This window comes from Leisingera sp. CC-HEC093 (genome assembly GCF_059429195.1).
In genome coordinates, this window is record NZ_JCAIJR010000001.1 from 2,753,506 (window position 1) to 2,774,586 (window position 21,081).

Consider the following 21,081-nt stretch of genomic DNA (forward strand, 5'->3'; position numbering starts at 1 on the left):
GATTGTATTTCTTAAGAGCGTTACAGTAATTACAAGAGGGGCTTGGAGGGCATCATGGAGAGACCAGCATATCTAATACAGGGTGAGCCCGCGCGTCTTTTTCCGGTTTTGTCCAACAACTCCAAGGAGGGGCGGACGACCTCTATTCTTCTAGCGTGCCTTTCTAAAATAGAGGAGCTTGCGTCAGAGTTAATAGCATCCCTGGGACAGCGCACCGGAAAACGTACATCAGTAGAGACATTCACAGAAGTAGTCTTTGATGGTCAGGAAGGGGGTGCCAAGGATCGCCCTGACGGGCTGATCGTCGTAAAAAACGGTTCACGAGAATGGCGCGCCATGGTGGAAGCCAAAATTGGCAATAACCCTTTGGCCGCAGAGCAAATTGAAAAATACCGCAGCCTCGCAAAGGACAACGGGATTGACTGCGTTATTACAATCTCCAACCAGTTTGCGACGGTGCCCGCCAGCCATCCGCTAGAGGATGTCCGTAAGAGCCGCTCAAAGGTTCCTGTTTTCCACTGGTCATGGATGTTCGTCCTGACTGCGGTTGACTTACTGATCAGCAACGACAGTGTTGCCGACGACGATCAGCGCGTACTGCTGAATGAATTGAGGCGCTTTTTAACTCATGAAAGCGCAGGTATTCGCGGTTTCGACCGTATGCCGCCAGAATGGAGCGAGCTGAACAAGCTTGTCTCAGCGGGTGGCAAGATACTTGCCAAGTCTCCAGAAGCGATTGCGGTATTGGAAGCTTGGCATCAGGAAACCAAAGACCTGTCTTTGATCTTGAGCAGGCAGACAGAGGCAGGCGTCAGAGAGCGATTGAACCGAAAACATGCAAAGAATCCCGCCGATCGGCACAAGGACGAACTGAGCCAGTTAAGAGAAGCCCACCAATTGCAAGTTAGCTTTGAAATTCCCAATGCGGCTGCACCTTTGGAGGTTGTAGCGGACCTTAACCGCCGGACAATTGAAGCCGGGATGACCTTGAGAGCTCCAGAAGACAAAAAGTCATCGAAGGCGCGGTTGAATTGGCTTCTGCGCCAATTAAAGCATGAAACCAGCGACGATCTGTTTGTTCGTATGACTTGGCCCGGCCGCAGTGAAGACACCCATTTCCCCTTGTTGGACCTATCCGCGGACCCCGACCTTTGTGAAAAGGACAAGAACGGGCTTCAAGTCGTAAGTTTTCATATCTACGTAGCAAAACGCTTGGGAGCGAAATTCACTCAACAAACGAACTTCATTGCAGAGCTTGAAACGATTGTCCCAAAGTTCTATCGCGAGGTTGGCCAGGACTTATCCTCTTGGAGAAAGCCCGCGCCAAGAATCCGGGAGCCTCAAACGGACGCCAGCGTCCAATCAATTGAAGACGAAGCTGAGGTAGAGGCACTGCGGGCGCAGTAACGCTGCCCCGCGCCGTGCCTCAGGGGGTTCTCACGCCCCACAAGTCATATTCCCCGGCCTCGTCCACTTCGACCGTTACCATATCCCCCGCCTGCAACCCGTCTGTTCCCTCATCAATGAACAGGTTGCCGTCGATCTCCGGCGCGTCGGCCCTGGTGCGGCAGGTGGCGATGCCGTCTTCGTCGATGTCATCGACAATGACCTGCATGGTCTGGCCGACCTTGGCCTCCAGCTTGGCCTCAGAAATCGCCTGGGCCTTCTCCATGAACCGCTCCCAGCGCTCCTGCTTGACCTCTTCCGGCACGTGATCCGGCAGGTCGTTGGAGCGGGCACCGTCGACGTTTTCGTATTTAAAACAACCCACCCGGTCCAGTTGCGCCTCGTCCATCCAGTCCAGGAGGTGCTGGAATTCCGCCTCGGTCTCGCCTGGGAAGCCGACGATGAAGGTGGAGCGCAGGGTGATATCGGGGCAGGTCGCACGCCAGGCGCGGATCTCGTCCAGGGTTTTGGCCGCTGCGGCGGGCCGGGCCATGCGGCGCAGCACGTCCGGGTGGGCGTGCTGGAAGGGGATGTCGAGATACGGCAGCAGCGCGTTGTCCGGGTCCGCCATCAGCGGGATCAGGTCGCGCACATAGGGGTAGGGGTAGACATAGTGCAGCCGCACCCACAGGTCGTCTGCCGGGGCCAGTTTGCCCAGTTCGCGGGAAAGGTCGAGGATATGGCTGCGCACGTCCTCACCCTTCCAAGGGTGGCTTGAGTACTTGCGGTCCAGCCCATAAGCCGAGGTGTCCTGCGAAATCACCAAGAGTTCGCGCACCCCGGCCTCAACCAGCTTTTCCGCCTCGCGCAGTACCGCGTGGACGGGGCGGGAGGCCAGTTTGCCGCGCATATCCGGGATAATGCAAAACTTGCACTTGTGGTTGCAACCCTCTGAAATCTTTAGATAGCTGAAGTGCCGCGGGGTGAGCTTGACGCCCGCCGCGGGCAGCAGGTCCACGTAAGGGTTCGGGCTGGGCGGCACCGCGGAATGCACCGCGTCCAGCACCTGCTCATATTGATGCGGGCCGGTAACCGCGTGGATGCGCGGGTGATGCTCGCGGATATAGTCCGGCTCAGCGCCCAGGCAGCCGGTTACGATCACCTTGCCGTTTTCCTTCAGCGCTTCGCCGATCGCCTCCAGGCTTTCCGCCTTGGCGCTGTCGAGGAAGCCGCAGGTGTTGACGATCACCGCGTCGGCCCCGGCGTAGTCGGGCGAGATGCCATACCCTTCGGCGCGCAGCCGGGTCAGGATGCGTTCGCTGTCCACCAGCGCCTTGGGGCAGCCGAGCGACACCATGCCGAGGGTCGGCTGGCCGTCACGGGGCGTGTCGCGGAACTGCGGTTCCGGGGCAAGGTCGGGGCGGAGGCTGGGCGGGTTGCTGGACGGGGTACTGGTCATCCGCGCGCATATATCAGGAATGCGGCAGGAGGCAAGGAAAACGGGGGGGGCTAGGCGTGCACCCCCTGTACACCCCCTGTGCACCGGGGGGCTGCATTTTCGCCGGATGTGCGGGGTTCTGTGTTGAAGCCGGAACGCCAAAGCCCGTAGCCTGCGGCAAAGCGAATTTGCATGACGAGAGCAATTGATGCGTGACGAGAGTGAAACGCCGGAGGCCCCGGCCGCCCCGCAGCGCAAGCTGACCCCTGCCAATGAGAACCCCTGGTATGTGCTGATGACGCTTTATGGGGAGCAGGAGGGACCTTTCACAGATCCGGACCTGCACAACCTGAACCGCAAAGCGTGGAACGCTTGGGCTGGACAAGCGATGAACGCAGAAACACTTTCAGTTGCAGCAAGTAGTTCAAAAATTGATCTAAATGAGCTGGATGAGTGGAAAAACTGCGGAACTATAATTCGTATCCGTTTTGGGGAGGAGTACGAGAAGCGAAACCCGTCTGTTGAAGTTGTGCCGGAGCTGCCTGATCCAAAACATAAAGTACATTGTGGAGATACTGTTTTCCCTCTTGGCCTGAACCTAAGTGGTTTTGTTATTCCGTCTGAAATTGACCTGTGTCACGCAAGGCTCGAAAGGTGGGCAGAGTTCGAATTGACGACATTTCTTGGGGAGAGCTGGTTTAGTCATGCAGAGTTCAAAGGAGCTGCTGTGTTCCGAAATGCCAGCTTTAAAGAGAGGGCGGTTTTCTACTCAACACGATATTGGGGGCGTTGTGATTTTAGTAAGTCGAAGTTTGAATATGAAACGCAACTTAGTTTTTCAACTTTTGGCAAGGGGGTCAGTTTCCAAGGGGCGACATTCGAAGGTGTTGCCAGCTTCGAACGGTGTCATTTCGGAGAGTTAGACAGGCTGAGGACTGGCGCTTACTTCTATGGTTGCCGATTTCTAAAACCTGCGACTTTTCGAAGCTCCATGTTTGTTGGTGCATTTCCGGAATTTGGGGGAGCCGAACTGCACGAAAACACGAGCTTTACAGCTCGCTTTGACCCAACGGAGCCTGAATCGAGATTGTTTCCCGATCAAAAAGGAGCTGTTTTCTGGCCAAAAGAGTCAGAGCAAAATCCAGAAACCGCCCGAAACTCCTGCGCCACCATCCGCCACATCGTCGCCAAACAAGGCCTCCCCGAAGACGAGCACTTCTTTTTCCGCCGAGAGATGCATTTTGCCGGCAAGATCGGCCCCATCTGGCAGCGGCTGCCGTATTTGCTGTTCGGCTGGTTCTCGGAGTACGGCTATTCCATCGCACGCCCGTTCTGGTGGCTGTTTGCGATTTGGCTGTTTGGCACCTTCGTCATAGCGGAGCACTTTGTGGCGGAAACCGCCAGACCGCTGCTGGACTCTGATGACTGGACGGCGATGGCGCTGAGCTTTTCAAACCTGTTCCCGCTATTCGGGTTCGGGCGGGCGTATTTCGGGGCTGAGTTCCTGCAGGCACTGCCGCCGCACCTGAAGGTTCTCTCCGGCGTCCAGACCGTCGCCAGCCTGCCGCTCTTGTTCTTCCTCGGCCTGGGTCTGCGGCAGCGGTTCCGGCTGCGCTGACCACCAGCCGAAAACACGCGTAGCTTTGATGCCGCGCGGGGGCTTCGTGCATTGCACCCCTGCGCACAGGCGGTAAGCTGCGCAAAACCTCTCGGGGAACAGGGGCAAAGACATGAGGAGCGGGCTGATGAAGCTGATTTTCAGGGTTGTGACGGCGCTGGTGCTGACGGTGGTGCTGCTGGCGGCGCTGGTGCTCTTGCTGCCGGGCGAGAAGATCGCGCGGCTGGCTGCGGATCAGCTGGAGACGCAGACCGGGCGCAAGCTGGCATTTGGCGGCAAGGTGCGCTTCACCTTCTGGCCCACTCTGGGGGTCAAGGCCGATGCGGTGACGCTCTCCAATGCGGACTGGGCCGGGCCGGAGCCAATGCTGCAGGCGGAGCGGCTGACCATCGGGGTCTCCGCGGCGGATCTGCTGCAGGGCGACGTGCGTGTCACCGAGGTCTCGGCCATTCTGCCGCATCTGAACCTGGCCACCAATGCCGAGGGTGTGGGCAACTGGGTCATGCAAGGCGGGGCGGTGCAGGATGCCGGCGGCGCAGGCAGTAGCACTGGCAGCGGCGGCGCATCCGATGGCGGCAGCAGCGCGTTGCCGCTCCGGATTGAGGCGGTGGCGCTGACCGGGGCTTCGCTGCGCTATGCGGCGCACGGGGAAACGCCGGTAGAGATGAAGAACATCGACCTCAGCCTGCTGTGGCCGGACCCGGCGGGCACCGCGGCCGTCAAGGCCACCTTGCGCCCGGCGGGAGAGCCGCTGGAGATCGACGCCGAGATCGGCACCTTTGCGGCCTTCCTGGCGGGGCAGGTTTCCTCGGTCGGGGCAAGTGTCGCGGCGCCGGGGGGCAAAGGGCGGTTTGACGGCCACGCCGATATCAACGGCGAGGCTAAGGGGCGGCTGACCTTCGGGGCGGAGGACGCCCTGCAGACCGGTGCGGCGCTGGGGGTGTCCCTGCCGGACGCGCTGGCGCAGAAGGCGGTGTTCGCCGCCGATGTGACCTATACCGCGGACGGGCGGCTGTCGATGCGCGACCTGGCGGCAGAGCTGGGGGCAAACCGGCTGACCGGCGCTGCCGACGTGGAGTTCAAGGACCGCCCCAGCATCACCGCGCAGCTGAAGGGCGGGGCGCTGGATGTCTCCGGCTTTGGCAGCCGCCAGAGCGGTTCCGGCGGGGGCAGCAACGGTGGCGGCAGCGGCAGCAGCAAGGCCGGAGGCAGCGGCTGGCCGGAGGATGCCATTGACGCCTCGGCGCTGGGGCTGGCGGATGCGGTGGTGGACCTGAGCTTCGACAGCCTGGACACCGGCGGCGTGAACCTGGGGGCCAGCAAGCTGAACCTGACGGTGGAGCGCAATCGCGCGGTGCTGAAATTCCTGCCTGCGGCGATGTTCGGCGGCCAGGTGCAGGGGCAGCTGGTGGCCAACAACCGCAGCGGGCTGTCGGTGGGCGGCAACCTGTCCTTCACCGGCATCCGGCTGGAACGCGCGCTGGCGGAAACCGCGGGCTATGACCGGCTGAACGGCGAGGCGCTGGGCGGGCTGGAATTCCTCGGCTCCGGCAAATCCGTCAAGGCGATCATGCGCTCGCTGAGCGGCAAGGGCTGGCTGGAGGCGGGCAAGGGCTTCTTCACCGGTTTCGATTTGGAGGAGCTGATGCGGTCGGGCGGCAATGGCGGCAGTACTGTGTTTGATCAGCTGACCGCCAGCTACAAGATCAAGGACGGCACCCTGCGCAACAAGGATCTGCTGGTGCTGCTCAAGGGTTTCCGGGCTGAGGGCAAGGGCCGGATTGGCCTGGGCGCGCGCGACATCGACTACCTGTTCACGCCGCAGCTGGTGCGGGCGGGCCGCGACCAAGTGCTGAGCATCCCGGTGCGGATCAAGGGCAGCTGGGACGATCCGGACATCCGCCCGGACTTCGGCCAGGCGCTGCAGCCGAAGATCGACGAGATTGAGCAGGAGGCCAAGGACCGGGTGCGCCAGAAGCTGAGCGAGGAGCTGAACCTGGAAACGGAGATCGCGCCGGATCAGGACATCAACGATGTGCTGAAAGAGCGGATCGAACAGGAAGCCCGCGATCAGTTGCTGAAGTTGCTGGGCGGCGACTGACGCCCCCAGCCGGAGGCCGGGTCAAGGAAGGCCGCAGGCCTCCGGGCAAGGCCCGGCGTGTCCTTGACGCGGCTGCAGGCGTCTTACGCTGGCGCAGGCGCATCTAAGGGCAGACCTGGCCTTAGATCGCTTCTCAGCCAAAAGAAAAGCGCCCGCCGGAGGCGGGCGCGGATCGCCTGCGAAGCAGGCGAAATCCCTCTTGTTTGCAGGGATCAGATGGTCTGATCGTAGTCGCCCACCAGCGGCTCGGTGCGGATCACCGCGTCGATACCGGCAAAGATCGCCCGCATCTCCGCCTCGCTGTCTGAGCTTTCGCAGACCACCACCAGGTTCGGGGTGTTGGACGACGCCCGCACCAGCCCCCAGGAGCCATTGTCGAGGATCACCCGGGCGCCGTTCACAGTGACAACTTCCTTGATCGCCCGGCCTGCGAATTGCTCGCCCGCCTCGTGCTTGGCGACCAGTTTCTGCACCAGCCGCTCCAGCACGGCGTATTTCTCGGTGTCGGCGCAATAGGGCGACATGGTCGGGGTGGCCCAGGTCTTGGGCAGGGCCTTGCGCAGGTCGGACATCGACTGGTCCGGGTTGCGGTCCAGCATCTTGCAGACCTCAACCGCGACCCGCATGCCGCAGTCATAGCCGCGGCCCACGGGCTCTGCCAGGAAGTAGTGGCCGGATTTCTCGAAACCCGCCAGGGCGCCGATTTCCTTCACCCGCCGCTTCATGTGGCTGTGGCCGGTCTTCCAGTAATCGGCGGTGACACCGTTCTTCTGCAGCTCAGGGTCCGAGGCAAACAGGCCGGTGGATTTCACGTCGGCGACAAAAGTGGAGTTCGGATAGATCTTTGACAGATCGCGCGCCATGATCACGCCCACCTTGTCGGCAAAGATCTCCTCGCCCTCGTCATCGACCACGCCGCAGCGGTCGCCGTCGCCGTCAAAGCCAAGCGCCAGATCGGCGCCCGAGGCTTTCACGCTGGCCGACATGTCGTGCAGCATTTCCATGGCTTCAGGGTTCGGGTTGTAGTGCGGGAAGGTGTAGTCGAGCCGGTTGTGGCTCTCGACCACCTCGACGCCCATGCGTTCAAAGATCTCCGGCGCAAAGGCCGAGGCGGTGCCGTTGCCGGTGGCGCAGACCACCTTGAGCGGGCGGGTCATTTTGAAATCGCCGACCAGATCGTCGATATAGGCTTCCTTGACGCCGTCCACGAACTCATAGGAGCCGCCGGGCGCCGGCTGGCCCTCGCCGTTCAACACGATATCGCGGAGCTCTGCCATCTCATCGGGGCCGTGGGTCAACGGGCGGTCAAAGCCCATCTTGACGCCGGTCCAGCCGTTGGGGTTGTGGCTGGCGGTGACCATCGCCACGGCCGGCACATCCAGATGGAACTGGGCGAAATAGGCCATCGGCGACAAGGCCGGGCCGATGTCCTTGACCTGGATACCGGCCTGCATCAGGCCGAGGATCAGCGCGTTCTTGATGCTGAGCGAATAGTCGCGGTAGTCGTTGCCGACCGCGATCACCGGGTCGATGCCGCGTTGGCGCATCTGGGTGCCAAGGCCAAGGCCCAGGGCGGTCATGCCGGGCAGGTTGATTTCCTCCGGGTATTTCCAGCGCGCATCATACTCGCGAAAGCCCGTGGGCTTGATCATCGCGTCGCGCAAAAAGCTCCAGGTGTTCGGGGTCACCTCAGGCTGCGGTTTGGTCATGTCTGAAATACTCTTTAGGGGTCAAATACGGATGGGATCAGCCTTGGCCAGCGCGTCAAAGCGCATCAGGCCGGCGATCAGCTGGGGCATCTGGTCGAGATAGATCATGTTCGGCCCGTCGGAGGGCGCGTTGTCGGGGTCCTGATGGGTCTCGATGAAGACCGATGCGATGCCCAGCGACACCGCCGCGCGCGCCATCAGCGGTGCAAACTCGCGCTGGCCGCCGGTGGAGCCGCCCTTGCCGCCGGGCTGCTGCACCGAATGGGTGGCGTCCATCACCACCGGGTAGCCGCCCTGCGCCATCTGCGGCAGCGAGCGCATGTCAGCAACCAGGGTGTTGTAGCCAAAGGAGGTGCCGCGCTCAGTCAGCAGGATGTTGGTGTTGCCAGTGCTTTCCACCTTGGCGACCACATTGGCCATGTCCCAGGGTGCCAGGAACTGGCCCTTCTTGATGTTCACCGCCTTGCCGGTGTTGCCCGCGGCCAGCAGCATGTCTGTCTGCCGGCACAGGAAGGCCGGGATCTGCAGGATATCGACGGCCTCTGCCGCCGCCGTGCATTGCGCCTCTGTATGGACATCGGTCAGCACCGGCACGCCAAACTCGCTGCGGATGGTGTCCAGAACCTTCAGACCTTCATCGATGCCCAGACCGCGCTTGCCCGACAGCGAAGTGCGGTTGGCTTTGTCATAAGAGGCCTTGAACACGAACTGGGCGCCTGCCTTGTCGCAGGCTTCCTTGAGCTGCCCGGCGATCATCCGGGCGTGGTCTGCGGTTTCCAGCTGGCAGGGGCCGGCAATGATGGTCAGCGGACAATCATTGCCAATGGTGAGGCCGGCGATATCGATGTTTTTCATGCGCTTCCGATAGCTTTACGATGACACCTGCTCCCGCAGGATGGACGCGGTGAGCGAACACATCAGGTAGATACCGGAAAAGATCAGGAAAGCCAAAACGGTATTCTCGAACTTACGCGGATAGGCGGGTTCGTCACTGGGGACCGGTTCGACCGCGGTGGTCAGGTAGCGCACCTGGCGGTTGGCCTCCAGGCGGGTGGTTTCCACTTGCTGCAAGGCCGATTGCAGCATCAGGTCGCGGGTTGCCAGATCGGCCTGGGCCATCTGGATCTGGATTCGCAGGCTGGCCAGCGAGTTTTCGCCGGCCGAGGCGTCGACCATCCGGTTGTTGAGGCTGGCGATCACCGCCTCCAGCCGTCTGATGTCCGCCTCAGCACCGGACACTTTGGCGCGGTTGGGGCGGGTATTGTCCATCAGCGCGGCCAGCTCCAGCCGTTTTTCCTCCAGCTGGACCTCAAACGTGCTGATTTGCTGGCGCAGCGCGGCCACCACGCCCTCGGGGTCGAGCACCGAGCCCTGCTGCTGCAGGACAACCAGCTGTTGCTGCGCGGCGCGGCGCTGGGCCTCGGCATCGTGCAGCGCCGCCTCGGCCTCGGACATCTGGTCGGCCCGTTTCTGCTGCGACAGGTTGTTCACCTTCTGCTGCGCATAGGAAATCAGCTTGCGCGAGAACCCGGCCGCGACCTCCGGGTCGGCGGCGGAGACCTCCATCCGCACCACGCCTTCGGTCGGGTCATAGCCGATTTTCACGTTGCGGCTGTAGGTGGCATAGGCCTCCTCGTTGGTGGGATCGCTTTCCAGCCGCTGGATCGGGTCCAGCCACTCTTGCGTGAAATGCGCCTTAAAGCCGGCCTCGCGGTCCAGCCGCAGCATTGCCTCCTTGGACATCAGGTAGCTTTGCACCGCAATCGAATCCTGGCTGGTGGCGAATTGGGTGCCGGACAGCAGCCCGCCCATGCCGCCGGCGGCGCTGTCGGCCTTGAGCACCAGGAATTCGGACTTGGAGGAATACATCGGCGTGGCGATGGCATAGAAATAGATGCCTGCGGCCAGGGTGGGCAGCATCACAAAGAAGGCCAGGCGGGTGGCCAGCATGGTCAGCTTGCGGCGGCGGCGGCGGGCGATGTCGCGCTGGATGTCCTGGATTTCGCGGTTGCGGCGTTCCAGCGGGCTCAGCTCTGCCGCGGGCAGGGTGGTCTTGGCTGCGGGAATGGTCTGCGGCAGCTGCACCGCACCGGGGGCGGACGGGCCGCCCTCGGGCTGCGCCTTGTTCTGCGGCACCACCAGTTCCAGCATATTGGTGCGTTTGAAGGGGTCGATGCCGCGCTCGCGCAGCATCCGCACCGCCTCAAAGTCAGAGGTGGGGGACAGGTTATGCTTTTGGGCCATCCGCCGCGCCAGGCGCAGCTGGCGGCCGGTCAGGCCTTCCTCGCGGATGGCGTCAAGACCGGTTTCCATGCTGGTTTCACGCGGCGAGCTGACCATGCCGCTGCGCGGCACGGGCGAGGTCTTCGCCGAAGCCGGTTCTGCCGGGGCCTGGGCCGCGGGGCGGGGCTGCGCCTGCGCTTGCGGCCGGGCCTGCGCCTGCGGCCGGGCCGCCTCGCTCTCTGCGCCGTCGGCGGCAGGGGTGCGGCGGATGCGGAACTTCTTAGCTCTCGGTTTCGTAGTCATAGAGCTGTTTCGCTTCTTCCAGAGTGTCAAACATGTGCAGCTGCCCCTGAATGAGGACGGCAGCTGAACGGGCAAATTTTTCCAGCGTCTTGGCCTGATGCGAGACGATGACGATGGTGGTTGTCTGCAGCCGTTCCTGCAGGATTTCCCCGGCCTTGCGGTTGAACTCCACATCAGTGGTGGAGGGCATGCCTTCGTCGATCAGGTAGATGTCGAAATCCAGCGCCAGCATCAGCGAGAAGCTGAACCGCGCCCGCATGCCCGAGGAATAGGTGCCGACCGGCTGGTCGAAGTATTCCTTGAGCCCGCAAAGCCAGCGGCAATAGGCCTCCACATAATCCGGGTCCAGCCCGTAGAGCTTGGCGATATAGCGGCAATTCTCCATCGCCGACAGGCGGCTGATGACGCCGCCCATGAACCCCAGCGGAAAGGAGACCTTGCAGTTGCGGCGGATCTCGCCCTCATCCGGTTTTTCGAGACCGGCCATCATGTTGATCAGGGTGGTTTTGCCGGTGCCGTTCGGTGCCAGCACGCCCAGCGACTTGCCCGGCTCAATGCGGAACGACACGCGGTCAAGGATCACCTTGCGCTGGGTCCCTGTCCAAAAGGACTTGCTGACGTTTTCAAACTCAAGCATTGCCTGTTCCGGTACTGCCGTGCGGCCCTGTCGCGGGCTCTTTTGCCTCGAACCACAAGCGCCTGCAACGCGCCCATGTCCCTTTCTTATCAAAAGAGTGTTAATGGCCTACGCCGGGAATTTGGTCTTATTATGTCGAATTGTGACATAAATCATCAACCAAGTGTTAACCAATCTCCGGCGCAGGCACGCAGATAGCGCAGGTTTTCCGGGGCTGGACAGGGGGTGCGGCGAACAATGGCTGTTTCCAAAGCTGAAACAATCGAGGCCAGCCGCCAGCTGAAGGCGGAGATTCGCGCCTGCCGCATCTGCGCGGACCGTTTTGCCGCCACCGCCACCGCGCATGAGCCGCGCCCGGTGGTGTGGTTCCGCCCCTCCGCCCGCATCCTGATAGCAGGCCAGGCGCCGGGCGCGCGGGTGCATGAAAGCGGACGGCCTTTCACCGATCCCTCCGGCGACCGGCTGCGCGCCTGGCTGGGGCTGTCGGAGGCGGAGTTTTATGACAAGGACCACGTTGCGGTGGTGCCGATGGGCTTCTGCTTTCCCGGCTACAACGCAAAAAAGGCCGACCTGCCGCCGCCCGCTGTCTGCGGCAACACCTGGCATCATCAGGTGATGGCGCAGCTGCCGGATGTGCAGCTGAAGGTACTGGTCGGCGCCCATGCGCAGCGCTATCACCTTGGCGTCAAAGGCCCGGTGACAGCGCTGGTGCAGGGCTGGCGGGATTATGCGCCGCAGGTCTTCCCCTTGCCGCATCCTTCGTGGCGTAATACCGGATGGCTGAAGAAGAACCCCTGGTTCGAGGCGGAGCTGCTGCCGGTTCTGCAGGCCAGGGTGAAGGAGCTGATGCGATGAGTGATGAAACCCCGCTGGATCTGGCCCATGCCGCGATGGAGGCCGCGCCGCTGGATGACGCCGCCCGGCTGCGGTTCTATGAACGGCTGGCGGATGCCGAACTGTTCCTGATGCTGACGGAAGAGGCCGCGGGGGAGCAGATCTCGCCGGAGCTGTTCGATACGCCGGACGGGGCCTATCTTCTGGTCTTCGACCGCGAGGAGCGGCTGGCGCAGTTTGCTGGGAAAGCGGTGCCATACGCGGCACTGTCGGGCCGGGTGATTTGCCAGATGCTGGCCGGGCAGGGGATTGACCAGGGAATTGGACTGGGGCTGAATCTGGAGGTTGCGCCCTCGGCCTTTCTGATCCCGGCAGAGGCCATCAGCTGGCTGCATCAAACCCTTGGCCACGCGCCGGAGGAGGTTGAGGCCGGCGTGACGGAATTCACCACCCCGAAGGGCCTGCCGGAGGCGCTGCTGACGGCGCTGGACGCCAAGCTTGCGACCGCGGGCGGGCTGGCGGCGGCGGCCTATCTGGCCGGTGTGCGCTATGCCGGCGGCGGGCAGGGGCATCTTTTGGGGTTTGTCGGTGCCAAGGAGGCGGCGCAGGCGTCATTGGCCAAAGCCGCCAGCGAGGCGCTGACCTTTTCCGGTATCGAGGCGGGGGCGATGGATGTCGGCTTCTTTGAAGCTGAAGACCCGGTGGCGGCCAGCCTGGCCCGCGCCGGCCTGCGTTTCGACCTGCCGCAGCCCAAGGCGCCGCAGGACTTGAAGCCTGTGAAGCCGGGCAGCGACCCGGACAAGCCGCCGCGGCTCAGGTAAGCATTTCTCGCCACCCGCCGTTTTCACCTTATCTGCTGCTGCAAGGGCAGGGCTGCGGTCCGTGCCCGCCACACAGCAGGGAGGGGAAAACCATGTCCATTAAACAGACCGCACATGACTTCTGCGAGGCCTGCGATGCGGGCAAGGGCTGGGAGGTGTGCCGCGAATGGTGCACGCCGGACGCGACATTCTCTGTCCAGGCGGATGCGCTGGCAGAGATCAGGACGATTGCGGATTATACCGAATGGGCCAAGGGGCTGCTGACACCGATGCCGGACGCTCATGCGAAGTTCCAATCCCTGATGGCGGATGAGGACAGCAACCGCGCGATCCTGTTTGCGGTGTTCCATGCCACCCATACGGTGGACGCCGGGAACGGCGCGCCGACGGGCAAGACGGCCGCCTCGGATTATGTCTATGTGCTGGATTTCGAGGGCGGCAAGATCCGCCACATGACCAAGGTCTGGAACGACGTGCACGCCCTGACGCAGCTGGGCTGGATGTAGCCGAAAAAGAAAACGCCCGCTGCGAGGCGGGCGCTTTGGCTGTCTGAAGCCTGCCGATTGCAGGCGGAAGGGTTACTCCGCCGCTTCCAGCTTGTCCTGGGTGCGGGTCTCGAAATCGCCGGCGTCGTGGCGTTCGTGCAGCTGCGTAGCCGGATCGCCGGAGGTGCGGTTCACCATGCGGCCGCGCTGCACCGCCGGGCGGGCGTCGATGGCCTTGGCCCAGCGGACCACGTTCGTGTAGCTGCCGGCATCCAGGAACTCGGCGGCGTCGCCGTAGTTGCGGCCCAGAACCAGCTGGCCGTACCAGGGCCAGATGGCGATATCGGCGATGGTGTATTCATCACCTGCGATGAACTCCCGCTCCGCCAGCTGCCGGTCCAGCACATCCAGCTGGCGCTTGGTTTCCATGGTGAAGCGGTCGATCGGATACTGCCATTTCTCCGGCGCATAGGCATAGAAATGCCCGAAACCGCCGCCCAGGTAGGGCGCGCTGCCCATCTGCCAGAACAGCCAGTTCAGGGTCTCGGTGCGGGCCGCGCCGTCCTTGGGCAGGAAGGCGCCGAACTTTTCTGCCAGGTGCAGCAGGATCGAGCCGCTCTCGAACACCCGCACGGGTTCCGCGCCGCTGCGGTCCGAGAGCGCCGGGATCTTGGAGTTCGGGTTCACCCCGACAAAGCCGGAGCCGAACTGATCGCCGTCGCCGATCTTGATCAGCCAGGCGTCATACTCGGCGCCTGTGTGGCCCGCCGCCAGCAGCTCCTCGAACATTACGGTGACCTTCACCCCGTTCGGGGTCGCCAGCGAGTAGAGCTGGAAGGGGTGCTCGCCCGCGGGCAGGTCCTTGTCATGGGTCGCGCCGGCGATGGGCCGGTTGATGGAGGCAAACTCGCCGCCATTGGCCTGTTCCCATTTCCAGACTTTCGGCGGGGTGTAGGGGGTGTCGCTCATCTGTCGGGCCTTGTCCTGATTGTTTCTTGTTGCGGGTCAATCGCACGCGCTGCGGCAATCGGCTCAGCCAGAGATAAGGGGCGTTTCAAAAATTCCAATGACTGGAAGGTCTGCACGCGGAAATTTTACAACCCGCTCACATCCTCTCGTCCCTGGACACAGAGCCGTGAACCCCCCTTCGCATTTTCCGCCGGGGCAGTAATGTCAGTGCCAAGGCCGGTGCAGATGCCGGTGCCCGATTTGAAGCGATCACCGATGAAAGGGATGATTTCATGAAGCGTCTTGCATTTGCTGCTGCGGCAGCCTTGTCCTTTGCGCTGCCGGCCTTTGCCGGGGAGCAGTATGTCGATGGCACCGGTTATGCGGTGTCCGGCTATGACGTGGTGGCCTACCGCAGCCTGGAGATGAACCCGGCCGGCACGCCGTAGACCGCGCCGGTGCGCGGCAGCACCGAATTCACCGCCGATTACAACGGGGCAACCTGGGCGTTCGCGAGCGCGAAGAACCGCGATACGTTCCTGGAAAACCCGGCCTATTACGCGCCGCAGTATGACGGCCACTGCGCCTATGGCGTGTCAAAGGGCGGCAAAGTACCGGCCAACCCGAACCTGTGGCGCATCGTCGATGACAAGCTGTATCTGAACATCACCGACGTGGTGGTCGGCTTCTGGGAGGAAGATATCCCCGGCAACATCACCCTGGCCGAGGGCAACTGGCCGGGGATCGAGCCCAAGGCGGCGTCGGACAGCGTGATCCCGAAGTTCACGTCTGAAGGTCCGGTGGCGAACTGATTTGGGTGGGGGTTGCGGGGCGGTTTGCTCCCGCCCCTCAGGGTCCGGCCTCCGGCGATGGCGCCTGCGCAAGTCGGTTCCAGGCGCCGGGGGCCATGCCATAAGCGGCGCGGAACTGGCGGGTCAGATGCGCCTGGTCACTGAAACCGGATAGGGCCGCAGCCTCCGCCAGGGCTACCCCGCGGGAGATTGCGGCGCGGGCTCGGTCCAGTCGCCGCAGGGTCAGATAGCGGTAGGGGCTGGTGCCATATGCGGCCCGGAACTGCCGGGCCAGGCTGTAGCGGTCATGCTGGCAAACATCCTCAAGCTCTTCGGAGCGGACCGTGCGCTCGGCGTGGGCTTCAAGAAAGTCGCGCACCCGTTCCATGGCCCGCAGGTCGGGCCGCTTGCGCGGTCGTCCCCGGGCAGACCTGTCATGGCACAGCAGGCCCTCGGCCAGCACCGCAATCGCCTGATCCTGCTCCAGCGGCTCCAGCGGGCGGCTCAGGTCGCCGCAGGCCGCATGCAAGGCCGGCAGCAGCCGCGGGTCGGAAAACACCGCATCCCTGACAAAGGGCAGGGCGGCGGCCTCCGGCCCCAATGCCGCCCGGATCATGGCCGGGGCGATATAGATCATCCGGTAGCGGAAGCCATCCTCGCCGCCCGCCTGCCCGTCATGCAGCTCGTCCGGGTGAATGACCATGATCCGGCCGGCGGTGCTGTCGGTGCGGGCGCCGCGGTAGCGGAAGCTCTGCACCCCCTGCAGCGTATAGCCGATGGCATAGGTGTCATGCCGGTGCGGCGAGTAGGCATGGCCGCCGAAAAACGCCTCGATCCGCGCCAGCCCGCCCTGACCGGGAGCTTCATGCAGCCAGTCTTTTCTGCACGATCGTTCAAGACGCTGAGGGGGCTGCTTTGCCATAACAATTCCGGTTGATGCGCGGCCCGGCCTGGGGGCCGGGATGCGCAATTCATTCAGCAAATTGGGGCTTTGGCCCCGGAAACGCAATAAGGAGCCCGTGAATGCCCCCGGCAAAACTCAATATTCTGGCAGCGGCAGACCGCCAGATCTCCCGCACCTTTGATCCGCACATCGTGGCGGATGTGAACGGCAGCCAGGTCAAGGTGGCCAAGTTCGGCCCCGAATTCGACTGGCATGCCCATCCGGCAGAGGATGAGGCCTTTCTGGTGCTGCGCGGCGCGGCGGCGATTGATTTCCGCGACGGTGCGGTTGAGCTGGGCGCCGGGGACTTCCTGCTGGTGCCGCGCGGGGTGGAGCACCGTCCGCGCGCCCTGAGCGAGGTGCCGGTGGTGCTGATGTTCGAACCTGCAGGAACCCTGAACACCGGCGATGCCGAAAGCAGTCTGACGGTTGCCGAACCCAAGCGGCTGCTGCCGCAGGGGCAGGGCTGCGCACCGGAGGGCGCACAGGATGTTTGATACCAAGATCGTCATCGTGGTGCGCGAGGATCTGGCCGCGTGGCAGAAACTGAACGTCACCGCGTTTCTCGCCACCGGCCTGGCCGGCGCCAGTCCTGATCTGCTGGGCGAGCCTTACCTGGATAGGGACGGCAACCGCTATGCGCCGCTGGCGGTGCAGCCGATGATCGTGCTGGCCGCGGATGCGGCCAAGCTGAAGACGATCCACGCCCGCGGCTTGACCCGCGGGATTGAACTGGCGCTGTATACAGAGGAGATGTTTGCCACCGGCCACGACGCGGCCAACCGTGCGGTGGTGGCCGAATATGCCGCAGCGGACCTCAATATTGCGGGGCTGGCGATGCGGGCGGAGCGCAAGCTGGCCGACAAGATCACCAAGGGCGCGCGGATGCACCCCTGAGGCCTTTGTAAATGAAAAGCCCCGGCACCTTCATCAGGGCCGGGGCTAAAGTTCACTAAAGCGGCCGGCCTCAGCGGCGGCGGTCGCGGCGCGAGGACATCGGCTGGAACGCCACGCCCACATGCGCCTCGCAATAGGGTTTGCCCTGCTGCGCGGGCAGACCGCAGAACCAGAAGTCCTCGGTCGCGGGGTCGCCCACCGGCCATTTGCAGGTGCGCTCGGTCAGCTCCATCAGGCCCAGCTTCTTGGCCTTCTTCTCGATCTCGTTGACCTTGGCCAGCGCCTCGGGGCTGATTTCATTGGCCGAGGGCTGCGGCGGCAGCGGCTGGCCGGCCGGGATGATCTGGCGGCGCGCAGGCGTTGCGGGCTTGGCGTCCGCCGCAGGCTGCGCCGCGGCCGGGCGTGCCGGCTCAGTCTTGGGCTGCGGCTTGGGCTTGGGTGCTGCCGCGGGTTTGGGCGCGGCTGCTGCTGCCGGCGCTGCCGCGGGTTTTTCCTTCGGCTCTGCGGCCTTGGCGCCGCCGCTGTTGCGGTTGGACAGGCCGAGCCGGTGCACCTTGCCGATCACCGCGTTGCGGGTGACGCCGCCCAGTTCCTTGGCGATCTGGCTGGCCGACTGGCCCTCGCCCCACATTTTCTTGAGCAGTTCGACGCGCTCGTCTGTCCAGGACATCTGTTGCCTTTCCAAGCTAATAGCGGCCCCAGGGGTTCTGCGGCCGCCATCATATTCCGTGTGATCCCCTATTTTAATCACTGCGGGCGGAGTTACAAGGCATCTTGCGCCTATTGGCCCAGCCGTTATGCAGTCGGGGCAAGGAAATGTGAGGGGCAGCATGGCAGATCAAGGCTATCAGGTGGAACTGGGCGCGCGCCGCTTCGGGCGGGTGAACTGGATGGGCCTCAGGGCGCTGGCCTGGCGCGAGGTGCAGCGGTTTCTGGCGGTCTGGACCCAGACCCTGCTGGCACCGCTGGTCACCGCGGCGCTGTTCCTGATGATCTTCAACATCGCCATCGGCCCCAAGCGCGGCGACGTGATGGGGGTGCCGTTCCTGACCTTCCTGGCGCCGGGCATCATGATGATGACGGTAATCCAGAACGCCTTTGCAAACACTTCATCCTCCATCGTTATTGCCAAGGTGCAGGGCAATATTGTCGACACGCTGATGCCGCCACTGTCGGGGCTGGAGATCCTGCTGGGCTATCTGGCGGGTGCCGTGGCGCGCGGCACACTGGTGGCCCTGGGCATCGGGCTGGGGCTGATGGCGGTCTTGCAGATCGTGCCTGCGCATCCTGTTACCGCACTGGTGTTCATCGTGCTGGGCGCGGCGTTTCTGGGCGGGCTTGGGATCGTCGCCGGGGTCTTTGCCGAGAAGTTCGACCAGATGGCGGCAATCACCAATTTCATCGTGACGCCGCTCGCGTTTCTTTCCGGCACTTTTTATTCGGTGGAGGCGCTGCCGCCGGTTCTGAAGGTGATCTCGCATCTGAACCCGGTGTTCTACCTGATCGACGGGGTGCGATTCGGGGTGATCGGCACCTCCGACAGCCCGCCCTTGCTGGGGCTGGCGGTGTGCAGCGGCGCGACCTTTGCCGTCTGCCTGCTGGCCTGGGCCATGCTGCGTTCGGGGTACCGGCTGAAGCCCTGAAACCGTTATTCCGCGGGCAGCGGGTTTTCCGCGGGCTGAGGTGCCGTTTTCTGGCGCCCCAGCCGCGGATGCAGCTTGCCCGCCAGGAGGGCCGCATAGGCGGCAGCGGCGGCGCCGGCGGCAAAGATCCCGGCCAGCGGCAACACCATCAGCACCAGCCAGGCGGCCCCCGGCGTCAGAATGCCGGAGATGTCGCGGTAGCTGGAGTAGACCGCCGACATCTCGGTGCGCTCAGACGGTTTCACCGCCATCAGGAACGGCAGCCCGCCGCAGATGTCCAACAGGATCAGTGCCGCAGACCCGGCCATCAGCAGGCCGACAGACACGGCAGGCCAATCTTGTAGTGCCGCTGCCGCTCCGAAACAGAAGGTGACAATCAGAAACCCGGTGCGCACGGCCAGCCGGATTGAATGCTGCTGCACCCAGCGCTGCAGCAGCGGCGCCCCGAACAGGCAGGCATTGGTCACTGACAGAAGGATGCCGCCCAGCTCCTGGCCCAGGCCCTTTTCGATGGCAAAGATCGGCAGGTAGACCACATAAATCCACCAGCCGGCGGACCGGATCACCGCAAACAGCCAGCCGGTGATCAGCCGCGGCTGCTCCAGGAAACGCGGCAGGTATGCCAGCGGATTGGAGGCTGGGCCGCGGGCGCGGGCGATTTGCTTGCCGTTGCCCATCCGCATCCACCAGAAGGCCGCCAGCATCAGCGACGCGGCGGCGGCAGAGATCAGGAAGGGGGCGGGGGCCCAGACCTCCAGCAGCAGCACGCCCGCCATCGGCCCGGCGGTCCAGCCAAGCGCCGAATAGAACATCCGCGAGGTTTCGCATCTGCCCAGTTCCACCCGGGCAATGTAGTCCAGCACATAAGCGTTGAAGCAGACAAAGGTGGTGACAGCCGCCATGGTATTGAGCGCCAGCGCGGCCAGGACCGACACCGGGCTGCCGTGAATGGCGAACCCCGCCGACAGCACAAACATCAGCGCGCCCAAGGAGTAGGCCCAGCGGCGCGGCACCAGCCGGACCAGCGCGGGCACCATCAGCCCGGCCAGCAGCGACAGGATACCCACCGCGAAATAGGAGGCGGAGACCAGCCCGGCATCCCCCAGTGCCCGGTACATGATCAGCGGAAAAACTGAGATCAGCGTGCCGCGCACCACTGCTTCCAGCCCTGCCAGGATGCCGAAATCCCGGATCGAGGGCACCGGCGCATGGCGCAGCCATTCGGGGATTCGCCGCTCGTGCATGGGTAGCCTCCTGTCCTGTTACAGGGCAGGGTGCCGTGCCGGGCAGGCGGAAAATGCCACTTTTCGACCTCAGCGTCGCAGCCGGGCCATTGGATGCAATAACTTTTTGTGAGGGCGGTTCGGGCGCCGGTTACTTCCCTGCGGCCGCCGCGCGGCCGGCAGGCGGCCGCACCCGGCCTTCGCGCCAGGCCAGAACAGCAGCGCCCGCCAGAATGATGCACGCGCCGAGGACGGAGATGGCGTCCGGTACCACGCCAAAGCCCAGGAAGTCATAGAGCGCGGCAAACACCAGCGTGGCATAGCTGAACGGCGCCACGAATGAGGCATCGGCCCGCGCCATGCCGTTGATGAAACAGGCCTGCGCGCAGGCCATCAAGAGCCCCAGCGCTGCAAGTGCTGCCCATTGTCCGGCGCTGGGCATCTGCCAGAGCGGCAGCACCGCACAGCTGGCAATCATCATCCCCAAAAGGTTGTTGAACCACAGCACCTGCAAGGGCCCCTCGCGCCCTGCCAGCTTCTTGATGAAGATCAGCTCCAGCCCCATCACCGCTGCCGCCCCCAGGGCCAGCAGGGCCGCGGGCTGGAAACTGGCAGGCGTGGGCCGCAGCAGGATCATCGCGCCGATCATGGCAATCAGCGCCGCGCCCCAGCGCCAGGGGCCAACGCGTTCGCCCAAAAGCGGGATCGCCAGCAGCATGCCGAAGACCGGATTGAGGAAGGTGATCGCAGTCGCATCGGCCAGCGGGATATAGGCGACGGAGGCAAACATTAGTGTGACCCCGGCCCAGCCGAATGACGTGCGCCCGATATGATAGCCCCAATGCGGGCGAATGAACTTCGGCCTCAGGATCAGCACGGCGGTTGAAATGCCGATGAAGGCGAACAGGAAGCGCCCGTGGCTGATCTGCAGCGGATGCAGCGGTGTGCCCAAGCTGTCGGTTCCCAGCGCCTTGGCCAGCAGGGTGGTGCCCGCAATGAAAGTGGTTGCCGCCAGGATCAGGGCGGCGGCCAGGGCGGGGTTCTGCGGGGTGGCGAGGCTCATGGCCCAAGCGGTGCGGCA

Annotated in this window: 19 protein-coding genes and 1 pseudogene; 10 read left to right on the top strand and 10 right to left on the bottom strand. The window is 63.6% G+C overall.

The genetic code is table 11. From position 1 onward, the window contains the following. Positions 1-54 precede the first annotated feature (54 nt). Positions 55-1,407, top strand: a complete 1,353-nt coding sequence (locus AC5STB_RS13425) for a hypothetical protein (protein WP_495443316.1) — start codon at positions 55-57, stop codon at positions 1,405-1,407. Positions 1,408-1,426: 19 nt separating this feature from the next. On the opposite strand, the gene rimO is transcribed toward AC5STB_RS13425, so the two are convergent. Beyond that, a complete protein-coding gene (gene rimO / locus AC5STB_RS13430; protein WP_495443317.1) occupies positions 1,427-2,845 on the bottom strand; it encodes a 30S ribosomal protein S12 methylthiotransferase RimO in 1,419 nt (472 codons plus the stop codon). Positions 2,846-3,032: 187 nt separating this feature from the next. On the opposite strand from rimO, the gene AC5STB_RS13435 reads away from it, so the two are divergent. Both AC5STB_RS13435 and AC5STB_RS13440 read left to right on the top strand, forming a co-directional pair. Continuing rightward, positions 3,033-4,442: a pentapeptide repeat-containing protein gene (locus AC5STB_RS13435; RefSeq protein ID WP_495443318.1), complete on the top strand. Its 1,410-nt coding sequence runs from the start codon at positions 3,033-3,035 to the stop codon at positions 4,440-4,442. Positions 4,443-4,569: 127 nt separating this feature from the next. Further along, positions 4,570-6,543 (top strand): AsmA family protein, encoded by a 1,974-nt coding sequence (locus AC5STB_RS13440; RefSeq protein WP_495443319.1) that lies wholly within the window; start codon positions 4,570-4,572, stop codon positions 6,541-6,543. A gap of 212 nt (positions 6,544-6,755) precedes the next feature. Here the strand turns inward: AC5STB_RS13440 and AC5STB_RS13445 are convergent, their stop codons facing one another. From AC5STB_RS13445 to AC5STB_RS13460, 4 genes are read right to left on the bottom strand one after another with little or no spacing between them, the layout of a single operon-like run. Then, the gene (locus tag AC5STB_RS13445) at positions 6,756-8,252 is read right to left on the bottom strand and encodes a phosphomannomutase/phosphoglucomutase (RefSeq protein ID WP_495443320.1); all 1,497 of its coding nucleotides are present in this window, start codon (positions 8,250-8,252) and stop codon (positions 6,756-6,758) included. A 21-nt stretch (positions 8,253-8,273) separates the two neighbouring features. After that, the gene (kdsA, locus tag AC5STB_RS13450; protein ID WP_495443321.1) at positions 8,274-9,107 is read right to left on the bottom strand and encodes a 3-deoxy-8-phosphooctulonate synthase; all 834 of its coding nucleotides are present in this window, start codon (positions 9,105-9,107) and stop codon (positions 8,274-8,276) included. A gap of 15 nt (positions 9,108-9,122) precedes the next feature. Further along, positions 9,123-10,778: a KpsE/RkpR family capsule polysaccharide export protein gene (locus tag AC5STB_RS13455; protein ID WP_495443322.1), complete on the bottom strand. Its 1,656-nt coding sequence runs from the start codon at positions 10,776-10,778 to the stop codon at positions 9,123-9,125. After that, entirely contained in the window at positions 10,756-11,415 is a 660-nt protein-coding gene (locus tag AC5STB_RS13460) for an ABC transporter ATP-binding protein (protein WP_495443323.1), read from the bottom strand. Before AC5STB_RS13460 ends, AC5STB_RS13455 begins: the two co-directional genes overlap by 23 nt. A gap of 237 nt (positions 11,416-11,652) precedes the next feature. Here AC5STB_RS13460 and AC5STB_RS13465 point away from each other — a divergent pair, with 237 nt between their 5' ends. The 3 genes from AC5STB_RS13465 to AC5STB_RS13475 all read left to right on the top strand — a co-directional run bounded on the left by AC5STB_RS13465 (position 11,653) and on the right by AC5STB_RS13475 (position 13,576). Next, positions 11,653-12,270 carry a uracil-DNA glycosylase family protein gene (locus tag AC5STB_RS13465; RefSeq protein WP_495443324.1) on the top strand — a complete coding sequence of 206 codons (618 nt, stop codon included), beginning with the start codon at positions 11,653-11,655 and terminating at the stop codon, positions 12,268-12,270. Next, complete coding sequence (locus AC5STB_RS13470; RefSeq protein WP_495443325.1) at positions 12,267-13,070, top strand: SseB family protein; 804 nt, start codon at positions 12,267-12,269, stop codon at positions 13,068-13,070. Before AC5STB_RS13465 ends, AC5STB_RS13470 begins: the two co-directional genes overlap by 4 nt. A gap of 92 nt (positions 13,071-13,162) precedes the next feature. Then, positions 13,163-13,576, top strand: a complete 414-nt coding sequence (locus AC5STB_RS13475; RefSeq protein WP_495443326.1) for an ester cyclase — start codon at positions 13,163-13,165, stop codon at positions 13,574-13,576. A 72-nt stretch (positions 13,577-13,648) separates the two neighbouring features. Here AC5STB_RS13475 and yghU read toward each other — a convergent pair whose 3' ends face one another. After that, positions 13,649-14,524 (bottom strand): glutathione-dependent disulfide-bond oxidoreductase, encoded by an 876-nt coding sequence (gene yghU / locus AC5STB_RS13480; protein ID WP_495443327.1) that lies wholly within the window; start codon positions 14,522-14,524, stop codon positions 13,649-13,651. Between the two features lie 272 nt (positions 14,525-14,796). Here yghU and AC5STB_RS13485 point away from each other — a divergent pair. After that, positions 14,797-15,315 (top strand): annotated as a pseudogene (locus AC5STB_RS13485) (YHS domain-containing (seleno)protein). A gap of 37 nt (positions 15,316-15,352) precedes the next feature. Here AC5STB_RS13485 and AC5STB_RS13490 read toward each other — a convergent pair. Then, positions 15,353-16,216, bottom strand: coding sequence for an AraC family transcriptional regulator (locus AC5STB_RS13490; protein ID WP_495443328.1), 864 nt, complete (start codon positions 16,214-16,216; stop codon positions 15,353-15,355). 101 nt (positions 16,217-16,317) lie between these two features. Between AC5STB_RS13490 and AC5STB_RS13495 the strand changes: the two genes are divergently transcribed. Continuing rightward, positions 16,318-16,734: a cupin domain-containing protein gene (locus tag AC5STB_RS13495; protein WP_495443329.1), complete on the top strand. Its 417-nt coding sequence runs from the start codon at positions 16,318-16,320 to the stop codon at positions 16,732-16,734. Further along, a complete protein-coding gene (locus tag AC5STB_RS13500; protein ID WP_495443330.1) occupies positions 16,727-17,134 on the top strand; it encodes a DUF2000 family protein in 408 nt (135 codons plus the stop codon). Before AC5STB_RS13495 ends, AC5STB_RS13500 begins: the two co-directional genes overlap by 8 nt. Positions 17,135-17,204: 70 nt before the next feature. On the opposite strand, the gene AC5STB_RS13505 is transcribed toward AC5STB_RS13500, so the two are convergent. Then, a complete protein-coding gene (locus AC5STB_RS13505) occupies positions 17,205-17,804 on the bottom strand; it encodes a GcrA family cell cycle regulator (RefSeq protein ID WP_495443331.1) in 600 nt (199 codons plus the stop codon). Between the two features lie 160 nt (positions 17,805-17,964). Between AC5STB_RS13505 and AC5STB_RS13510 the strand changes: the two genes are divergently transcribed. Next, a complete protein-coding gene (locus tag AC5STB_RS13510; protein ID WP_495443332.1) occupies positions 17,965-18,777 on the top strand; it encodes an ABC transporter permease in 813 nt (270 codons plus the stop codon). A gap of 5 nt (positions 18,778-18,782) precedes the next feature. On the opposite strand, the gene AC5STB_RS13515 is transcribed toward AC5STB_RS13510, so the two are convergent. Beyond that, a complete protein-coding gene (locus AC5STB_RS13515) occupies positions 18,783-20,021 on the bottom strand; it encodes an MFS transporter (protein WP_495443333.1) in 1,239 nt (412 codons plus the stop codon). A 130-nt stretch (positions 20,022-20,151) separates the two neighbouring features. Further along, a complete protein-coding gene (locus AC5STB_RS13520; protein WP_495443334.1) occupies positions 20,152-21,063 on the bottom strand; it encodes a DMT family transporter in 912 nt (303 codons plus the stop codon). Between the last annotated feature and the right edge of the window lie 18 nt (positions 21,064-21,081).